The sequence below is a fragment of the Ruminococcus sp. XPD3002 genome, from assembly GCA_900119535.1.
Classification (GTDB): Bacteria; Bacillota; Clostridia; order Oscillospirales; family Ruminococcaceae; genus Ruminococcus; species Ruminococcus flavefaciens_H.
In genome coordinates this window covers 285873-294359 of sequence record FPJT01000004.1, presented here as the reverse complement: position 1 = coordinate 294359, position 8487 = coordinate 285873, and the positions used below count along the sequence as shown (strand labels likewise).

The 8487-nt window shown below is 42.3% G+C and carries 5 protein-coding genes and 2 rRNA genes; 5 read left to right on the top strand and 2 right to left on the bottom strand.

The annotated features are described in order from the left end of the window. The 3 genes from BT127_RS05650 to BT127_RS05640 form a co-directional block, all read left to right on the top strand. Positions 1 to 140: ribosomal RNA gene (locus BT127_RS05650) — 23S ribosomal RNA — on the top strand; the annotation flags it as partial. Positions 141 to 190: 50 nt separating this feature from the next. Then, positions 191 to 307, top strand: a 5S ribosomal RNA gene (gene rrf / locus BT127_RS05645). Positions 308 to 363: 56 nt separating this feature from the next. Further along, the gene (locus BT127_RS05640) at positions 364 to 1953 is read left to right on the top strand and encodes a DUF6056 family protein (protein WP_075424048.1); all 1590 of its coding nucleotides are present in this window, start codon (positions 364 to 366) and stop codon (positions 1951 to 1953) included. A 257-nt stretch (positions 1954 to 2210) separates the two neighbouring features. On the opposite strand, the gene BT127_RS05635 is transcribed toward BT127_RS05640, so the two are convergent. Then, complete coding sequence (locus BT127_RS05635) at positions 2211 to 3374, bottom strand: phosphoglycerate dehydrogenase (protein WP_075424047.1); 1164 nt, start codon at positions 3372 to 3374, stop codon at positions 2211 to 2213. A gap of 74 nt (positions 3375 to 3448) precedes the next feature. After that, a complete protein-coding gene (gene serC, locus BT127_RS05630; RefSeq protein WP_075424046.1) occupies positions 3449 to 4534 on the bottom strand; it encodes a 3-phosphoserine/phosphohydroxythreonine transaminase in 1086 nt (361 codons plus the stop codon). A 322-nt stretch (positions 4535 to 4856) separates the two neighbouring features. On the opposite strand from serC, the gene htpG reads away from it, so the two are divergent. Both htpG and trkA read left to right on the top strand, forming a co-directional pair. Then, the gene (gene htpG, locus BT127_RS05625) at positions 4857 to 6761 is read left to right on the top strand and encodes a molecular chaperone HtpG (protein ID WP_075424045.1); all 1905 of its coding nucleotides are present in this window, start codon (positions 4857 to 4859) and stop codon (positions 6759 to 6761) included. A 366-nt stretch (positions 6762 to 7127) separates the two neighbouring features. Then, on the top strand, positions 7128 to 8486 hold the full coding sequence (gene trkA, locus BT127_RS05620) for a Trk system potassium transporter TrkA (RefSeq protein WP_075424044.1): 1359 nt from the start codon (positions 7128 to 7130) through the stop codon (positions 8484 to 8486). Position 8487 lies beyond the last annotated feature (1 nt).

Here is an 8487-nt window from a genome sequence, read left to right as displayed (position 1 = left end):
AAGCGTGAAGCCGACCTTAAGATAAGATATCCCTTCGTAAGAGTAAGACCCCTCAAAGACTATGAGGTTGATAGGCCTGAAGTGTAAGCATGGTGACATGTTCAGCTTGTAGGTACTAATCGGTCGAGGGCTTTTCCTTTTGATTCATGTAAAGAGTTCTAAGTATTACAAAAGCTGTTCAGTTTTCAAAGTCGGTGTTTATGGCGCAGAGGTCACACCCGTTCCCATTCCGAACACGGAAGTTAAGCTCTGCCGCGAAGACGATACTTGGCTGGTGACGGCCCGGGAAACTATTTCAATGCCGACACATTTTTAGCCTGTTCTTTTGAACAGGCTTTTTTGTTATTTATTCGGAGGTGTGATATGCTTAATAAGATCAAAGAAAATAAGTTTACTTTTATTGTATGCGGAATATTTATGTTATATGCTATTATTCAATGTTGTACATTTGTTATGTCCGGTGATGACTATTGGTGGAGTTCTTTAGATACTATTTCTGAGATTTTTGGTGATAGTGATTTGAATGGCAGATATCTTACTAATTTTATTACGTATTATGTTATTAAAGTACCAATTTTTAGACCTTTATTTTGTGTTCCATTCCTTGTTGCACTTTTTTTCCTTATTGCTGATGTTCTTAAGACTTCAAAAAAATCATCATTAATGACATATTTAATATCAGGACTTTGTATTATGCTTGTACCTTCTGGTATTGCTATGCTTACCACTCTCTGGATATCTGGATTTACTAATTATATTGTTTCGATTGTTTTAACACTTATATATATTAATTTTGTTATTCCTCTTTTTAATGGTAATCAATGCAATTTACCTGTGTGGAGCTCAGTATTATTTTTATTACTTGGTTTTATAAGTGCTCTATGTTTGGAAAATATTACTATTTATAATAATGTTCTTGCTGTTTTTACAGTTATTTTTTCTTATGTTCGGTTTAAGAAATTACATATCATGCATATTTCTTATTTAGTAGGTTCGATTGTTGGTACAGTGATAATGTTCTTAAACCCGAATTATCATCAGATTGCATCAGATAAAGGCGATCAACACGGATTAAGAACTTTTGAATTCGATTTTAGCGATATTTTTTCAACGTTATATCGAGACATATCTACGGCATTCAGTCATTCCTTCCTTTTTATTCATCTTGCAATTGCTGTATCAATTACGGTTTTATTTTATAAAAAATATCATTCTCTTAATTCTAAAGGTGCTCCTAAATATGCAAAAATTTTTCTTCCTGTTATAATTGCATATGCTGCTTATTCAGCTTTTTCTCAGGTGTTTTGCGGTTTGATCTCAATGACTCCTGCATTAAGAGTAAATGCGATTTTGCTTGCTTTTGCATTTATATATATGCTTGGTATTGTTTATATGTCATTTGTTTTGCTTGATTTATCCAGATTTATTAAGGTTAGTTTCTTAATATGCTCTGTTATCATTGTTACAGCACCTTTTATAGTAGTTAAACCGATAACTCCTCGCTGTTTCTTTGCTACCTACATATTCTGGGGCCTTACTGCAGGCACCCTTCTTATGGAGATGTTTGGTGTTATTTCCTCTATACAGTTAAAGTCGATAAGTTATGTATTGTCTGTGTTCTTTTCTTTTATATGTTTCATACTTTCAGATATTTACATATCTAATTACTTTGTAGATCAGCTTCGAATTGATTATGTAAAAGAGCAATTCGAATCTAATTCTAGAGTTATTGAAGTCATTTCACTGCCATATACGGAATATTGTGATTATTCTATCTATAAACATTTATCTAATAACAGCAATACTGATAATGTTATGGATGGTTTTAATTTATATTATGATTATCCTAGTTATATCATTAAAACGTGGGGTGTTGATAAGGAACTGTTAAATAAGAAATTTGTTGAGATTAGCATACAGGATTATTACATGTCACATTCTCTTGAACAATGAACAATGGCGGTCAGTTTAAAGCTGACCGCCATTGTTGTTAGGGTGGTTAATATGAAATCATCTGGATATCTTATTTATTCGGCAGTATCAAAGGCCCGGGAAACTATTTCAATGCCGACACATTATCAAAGGACTGCAAATGCAGTCCTTTTTGTTTTGTGCAGATTATTTCCTTTATTCTATACATTATATAACTGAAAAGCCATAGCACCTGTAAAAAGTGCTATGGCTTTAATTGTATTAGCTGTAGTGAATTATTACTTATTGATAACTCTTACTCTGATAACGCCGTCAACAGCATTTATCTTGCCCTCAACAGATGCAGGAACATCGCCAGTAACGTCGAGCATAGTGTAAGCGAAATCGCCCTTGCTTGCGTTAGCCATGTTTTCGATATTGATACCCTCGTTACCGACAACAGTAGTAATTGAAGCGATAGTTGTAGGAACGTTCTTGTGGATAACGCAGATCTTAGTACCCTGAGCATCCATAGAAAGGTTAGGATAGTTAACGCTGTTCTTGATGTTGCCCTTTTCGAGGTAATCGATGAGCTCCTCAGCAGCCATAGCAGCGCAGTTATCTTCACTTTCGGGAGTTGAAGCGCCGAGGTGTGGAAGAACGATAACGTTTTCTGCGCCGAGAACTGTATCATCAGCGAAGTCTGTAACGTACTTGGCAACCTTACCATCAGCAATAGCCTTAACTACTGCCTCACTGTTGATGAGTTCGCCTCTTGCGAGGTTGATAAGACGAACGCCGTCCTTCATCATAGCGATCTGCTCAGCATCGATAGTATTCTTTGTCTGAGGAGTGTAAGGCATATGGATCGTGATGTAATCACTTCTCTTGTAGATATCGTTGATATCCTTAACGATCTCAACAGTAGGATCGAGGTGGAGAGCAGCGCCGACAGAGAGGTATGGATCGTAACCGATTACCTTCATGCCGAGAGCCTCAGCAGCGTTAGCGATCTTACCGCCGATAGCACCGAGACCGATGATACCGAGAGTTTTGCCTGAGATCTCAGGACCTGCAAACTTGCTCTTACCGCTTTCAACAGTCTTAGGAGCATCTTCTGTGCCCTTAAGTGAAGCGGACCACTGAGCAGCCTCTACGATCTTTCTTGAAGAGAGGAGGAGAGCGCAGATAGCGAGCTCCTTAACAGCGTTTGAGTTAGCGCCGGGAGTATTGAATACACAGATACCTTCCTGAGCGCAGCGGTCAACAGGTATGTTGTTTACGCCTGCACCTGCACGAGCGATAGCGATAAGCTTGTCGCCGAAAGTCATATCGTGCATCTTAGCGGAACGTACCATGATAGCATCGGGGTTCTTTGGCTCATCAGCGATAGTGTACTTGGTTTTGTCGAATACGTCAGTACCGATCGGTGAGATCTTATTAAGAGTCTGTATATTGAACATTTCAGTTCAGTCCTTTCATATATGATATATACCTCCGCCGATAGTCTCAGCGGAGGTCATTTTCTTGGATTTTATCAGGAATTCTCTTCCTCGAACTTCTTCATGAAAGCAACGAGCTTCTCAACGCCCTCGATAGGCATTGCGTTGTAGATAGAAGCACGCATACCGCCGACAGTTCTGTGGCCCTTAAGGTTCTCGAAGCCTGCAGCCTTGGACTCTGCAACGAACTTCTTGTCGAGCTCTTCGTTGCCTGTGATGAAAGGAACGTTCATGAGAGAGCGGTCCTTCTTTTCAACAGTACCCTTGAACATCTTGCTCTGGTCGAGGAAATCGTAAAGGATCTTAGCCTTCTTCTCGTTATGAGCCTTCATAGCCTCGAGTCCGCCCATCTTCTTGATCCACTTGAATACCTTGCCGCAAACATAGATACCGTAGCATGGAGGAGTATTGTAGAGAGACTCGTTATCAGCCTGAATCTTCCAGTTCATCATAGTAGGAGTGATGTCGAGTGCAGGACCGTCAGCGATGAGGTCTTCACGAACGATGATGATCTGAACGCCTGAAGGGCCAACGTTCTTCTGAACGCCGCCGTAGATAACGCCGTACTTAGAAACGTCAACAGGCTCTGAGAGGAAGCATGAGCTTACGTCAGCAACGAGCTCGTGGCCCTTTGTGTTAGGAAGCTCCCAGAACTTTGTACCGTAGATAGTATTGTTCTCGCATATGTAAACATAGTCAACATCGTCGGGGATGTCGAGGTCTGAGCAATCGGGGATATAAGAGAAAGTCTTGTCAGCAGAAGAAGCAACTCTTACTACTTCGCCGTACTTTTCTGCTTCCTGAGCTGCCTTCTTAGCCCACTGACCTGTGATTATATAAGCAGCCTTCTTGTTCTTCATAAGGTTCATAGGAACGCCTGCGAACACGAGAGAAGCACCGCCCTGAGCGAAGATCACCTTGTAGTTATCGGGGATATTCATAAGATCGCGGAGATCCTTCTCTGCGTCCTTGATTATCTCATCATAAACCTTTGAACGGTGTGACATTTCCATAACGGACATGCCGCATCCCTTGTAATCCATCATTTCCTCTGCACATTCCTTAAGAACTTCTTCAGGAAGAACAGCAGGGCCAGCGCTGAAGTTGTAAACTCTGCTCATTTTAATATACCTCCATGATTATATGATTAATGAATTAATAAATAAGTATATTCCATACATATCAATTATACTATCTTCACGGAAATAAGTCAATATTATTCTTGACTTTTTTTGAAAATGAGAGGATTTGTTTCACTGGGTAAACAAAAAGAACGCAGAATAAGGAACGAAGTGCAGTTTGCAAATGTGAACAAATTGTAAATATTCCTTTTCGGACTTGACTTGACTTCTGCAAAGTGGTACACTGTATTTAGCACTCGGAGCATCCGAGTGCTAACACTTTTGTTTGTTAAGTGCTAATTCTATTACGGAGATGTTTAATATGGAAACAAAACAGTTCAAAGCAGAGTCCAAAAGACTTCTTGACATGATGATCCACTCGATCTATACACATAAGGAGATATTCCTCAGAGAGCTCATATCCAATGCCAGCGATGCTATCGACAAGCTCTATTTCAAGTCCCTTACAGATGACAAGGTAGGTCTTAACAAGGACGACTTCGCTATATGGATAACAGCCGATAAAGACAGCCGTACACTTAAGATATCCGATAACGGTATCGGCATGACCGAGGAGGAGCTTGAAAACAACCTCGGTACTATCGCAAACAGCGGTTCTTTCAAGTTCAAGAACGAGAATAAGCTTGAAGAGGATAACCAGATAATCGGACAGTTCGGTGTAGGTTTCTATTCTGCGTTCATGGTAGCAAAGAAGGTCACAGTCATAACAAAGGCTTATGGAAGCGACAAGGCTTATCAGTGGGAGTCGGAAGGCGTTGACGGCTATACCATTACAGAAGCAGAGAAGGCTAATGCAGGTACAGAGATAATCCTTGAAATGCTCGATGATACAGAGGATGAGAACTATACAGAGTTCCTCGACCAGTACAGGATAAAGGGACTCGTCAAGAAATATTCCGACTATATCCGCTTCCCTGTTAAAATGGAAGTCAGCCACAGCAGACCGAAGGAGCAGTCCGAGGAGGACAAGGAAGCAAAGAAGCCTCTTGAATATGAGGACTACGTCGAGGTTGAAACTCTCAACAGCATGGTTCCGCTCTGGAAGAAGAACAAATCGGAGCTTAAGGAAGAGGACTACAAACACTTCTACACAGAGAAGTTCTATGACTATACAGAGCCTTTGAAGTACGCTCATGTAAAGAATGAAGGCGTTCCGAGCTATAATGCTCTCCTTTACATTCCGGGCAGAGCGCCATTTGACTTCTATTCCAAGGACTACGAAAAGGGACTTCAGCTCTATTCAAACGGCGTTCTCATAATGGACAAGTGCGCTGACCTTCTCCCCGATTATTTTAGTTTTGTAAAGGGACTTGTTGATTCCGAGGACCTTTCACTCAATATCTCCCGTGAGATGCTCCAGCATGACAGACAGCTCAAGGTAATAGCAAAGAGCATCGAAAAGACTATCAGCAGTGAACTCAAGAAGATGCTGAAAAAAGACCGTGAGAAGTACGAGGAATTCTGGAAGGCATTCGGACTTCAGATTAAGTACGGCGCTTACAGCGACTACGGCATGAACAAGGAGAAGCTTCAGGATCTTCTGCTGTTCACATCATCCAACGAGAAGAAGCTTGTTACACTTGATGAATATGTAACAGGTATGCGCGAGGATCAGAAATACATCTACTATGCCGCAGGCGACAGCATCGAGCGTCTTGAACAGCTCCCGCAGACCGAGCTTGTAAAGGATAACGGCTATGAGATACTCTACCTCACCGACAAGGTCGACGAGTTCGTTATGCGTACACTTCACAGCTATAAGGAGAAGGAGTTCAGAAACGTTTCTTCGGACGATCTCGGCATAGAGAATACAGAAAAGCAGGAGGAGATCAAGGCTAAGGAAGAGGAGAGCACAGATATGCTCAAAACTCTCGGCGAAGCACTTGAAGGCAAGGTAAGCAAGGTAGTTCTCTCTCAGCGCCTTAAGACTCACCCTGTATGCATTTCCACCGAGGGTGATATCACTCTTGAAATGGAGAAGGTACTCAATTCGATGCCTTCCGACCAGAAGGTTAAGGCACAGAGAGTTCTTGAAATAAACCCGGAGCATGAGATATACGGAAAGCTCAAAGCGCTCAGCGATTCGGGGGACAGCGAAAAGCTCGGCAAGTACGCAAAGCTGCTCTATACACAGGCACTTCTTATTGAGGGAATGGATATAGAGAATCCTGTTGAGTTCTCGAATCTTATCTGCGAGTTGATGTAATTGTATTATCAGGCTGGGATTCTAAAGGGGTTTTACCCCTTTAGCGGATTCCAAAGGCAGAGCCTTTGGTGGGGTTGGAGGGGCAACGCCCCTCACTTAACAAGGCGCTCAGCAAAGGGTGAATTTCAAAACAGTCCGGTGGACTGTTTTGAAAGAGGGAACGCCCTGCAAGAGAGGGCGTTCCTTGATGAATCCATACTTTTTTGACAATCGCGTACTGAATAACATGAGGTTGACGTGACCAAACGTCAGCCTCTTTTTTTATATGGTTTGCTGTATTGACAAATATAAGACAGAGGGGTATAATTATAATGAGTAAATATATCTGTGTTTTGCACAGATAAATATATGCTCGATGGAGGAAATATGGAAATTATCATAGTCGGCGGAGGAAAAGTGGGCAGCGCCCTTGCAGAGGTCCTCAGCGGCGAACACAGCGTAACTATAATAGATAAAAACGAGGCAAGAATAAAGAGCCTTACAAACGATTTCGACGTAATGGGAATCGCAGGAAACTGCCTTCAGACAGAGATACTAAGCGAAGCCAACGTTGACAAGGCAAATATCTTCATTGCCGTTACAAGCTCGGATGAGGTCAATATCCTCTCCTGTCTTATCGCAAAGAAAATGAAGGCGAGACACTGTATCGCAAGAGTAAGAAGTCCCGAATTCGATAAGCAGATGGTCTTCATGCGTGAGGAACTGGGCATCAGTATGATGGTAAATCCCGATTACAATGCCGCAAATGAGATAGCAAAGGTGCTGAGATACCCCGAGGCTATCAATATCGAGTCCTTCGCAAAGGGCAGAGTGGACCTTGCAGAGATACGTATAACCAAGGGAAGCATCCTTGAAAATCTCGCTCTTACACAGCTTTCACGCCGCCTTAGACTGGACGTTCTCATCTGTGCGGTTCAGCGCGGCGAGGAACTTATTATCCCTAACGGCAATTTCATTCTCCGTGCAGGAGACAAGATACATATGACCGCTTCACACAGCGCTATGGTCAAGTTCTTCAAGAGCATCAGTGCCGCATACCGTGAAAAACGTGTAAAATCGGCAGTTCTGATAGGCGGAGGACGAGTGGCTTACCACCTTGCACAGCAGCTTCGTGAAATGGGCGTAAAGGTCAAGATTATCGAGATAAACAAGGAGCGGTGTCTGGAACTCAGCGAACGTCTCAACAAGGTAAGCATCTGCTGCGGAGACGGTACCGACCACGATCTTCTTAAGGAGGAGAGAGTGTACGATGCGGATGCTGTTGTAACTCTTACGGGCATCGACGAGGAGAACATCCTTCTTTCACTCCTTGCAAAGAACAACGGCGTTGAAAAGGTCGTAACAAAGGTAAACCGAATGACTCTTATGCAGCTTACCGAAACTCTCGACCTGGACAGCATTATCTCGCCGAAGTCCATAACCGTCAGCCAGATTCTCCAGTATGTCCGTGCAAAGCAGAATTCTCAGGGCAATAATATCACTACCCTCTACCGTCTTGTAAATGACAGACTGGAAGCCATCGAGTTCATTATCCGCGAGCCGAAGGACTACGTTGACGTTCCCCTTAAGAAACTTAAGATAAGGGATGATGTTCTCATTGCAAGCATCGCAAGAGGAAACGAACTCATCATACCGAAGGGTGACGACTGCCTTAAGATAAACGACAGCGTTGTTGTCGTAACAACAAACAAAGGCCTTGTCAATCTCAGTGATATTTTTGACTAAG

Coding starts and splice junctions, on each gene's coding strand:
- BT127_RS05635 (WP_075424047.1), bottom strand. CDS start 3,374: ATGTTCAATATACAGACTCTTAATAAGATCTCACCGATCGGTACTGAC.
- trkA (WP_075424044.1), top strand. CDS start 7,128: ATGGAAATTATCATAGTCGGCGGAGGAAAAGTGGGCAGCGCCCTTGCA.
- htpG (WP_075424045.1), top strand. CDS start 4,857: ATGGAAACAAAACAGTTCAAAGCAGAGTCCAAAAGACTTCTTGACATG.
- BT127_RS05640 (WP_075424048.1), top strand. CDS start 364: ATGCTTAATAAGATCAAAGAAAATAAGTTTACTTTTATTGTATGCGGA.
- serC (WP_075424046.1), bottom strand. CDS start 4,534: ATGAGCAGAGTTTACAACTTCAGCGCTGGCCCTGCTGTTCTTCCTGAA.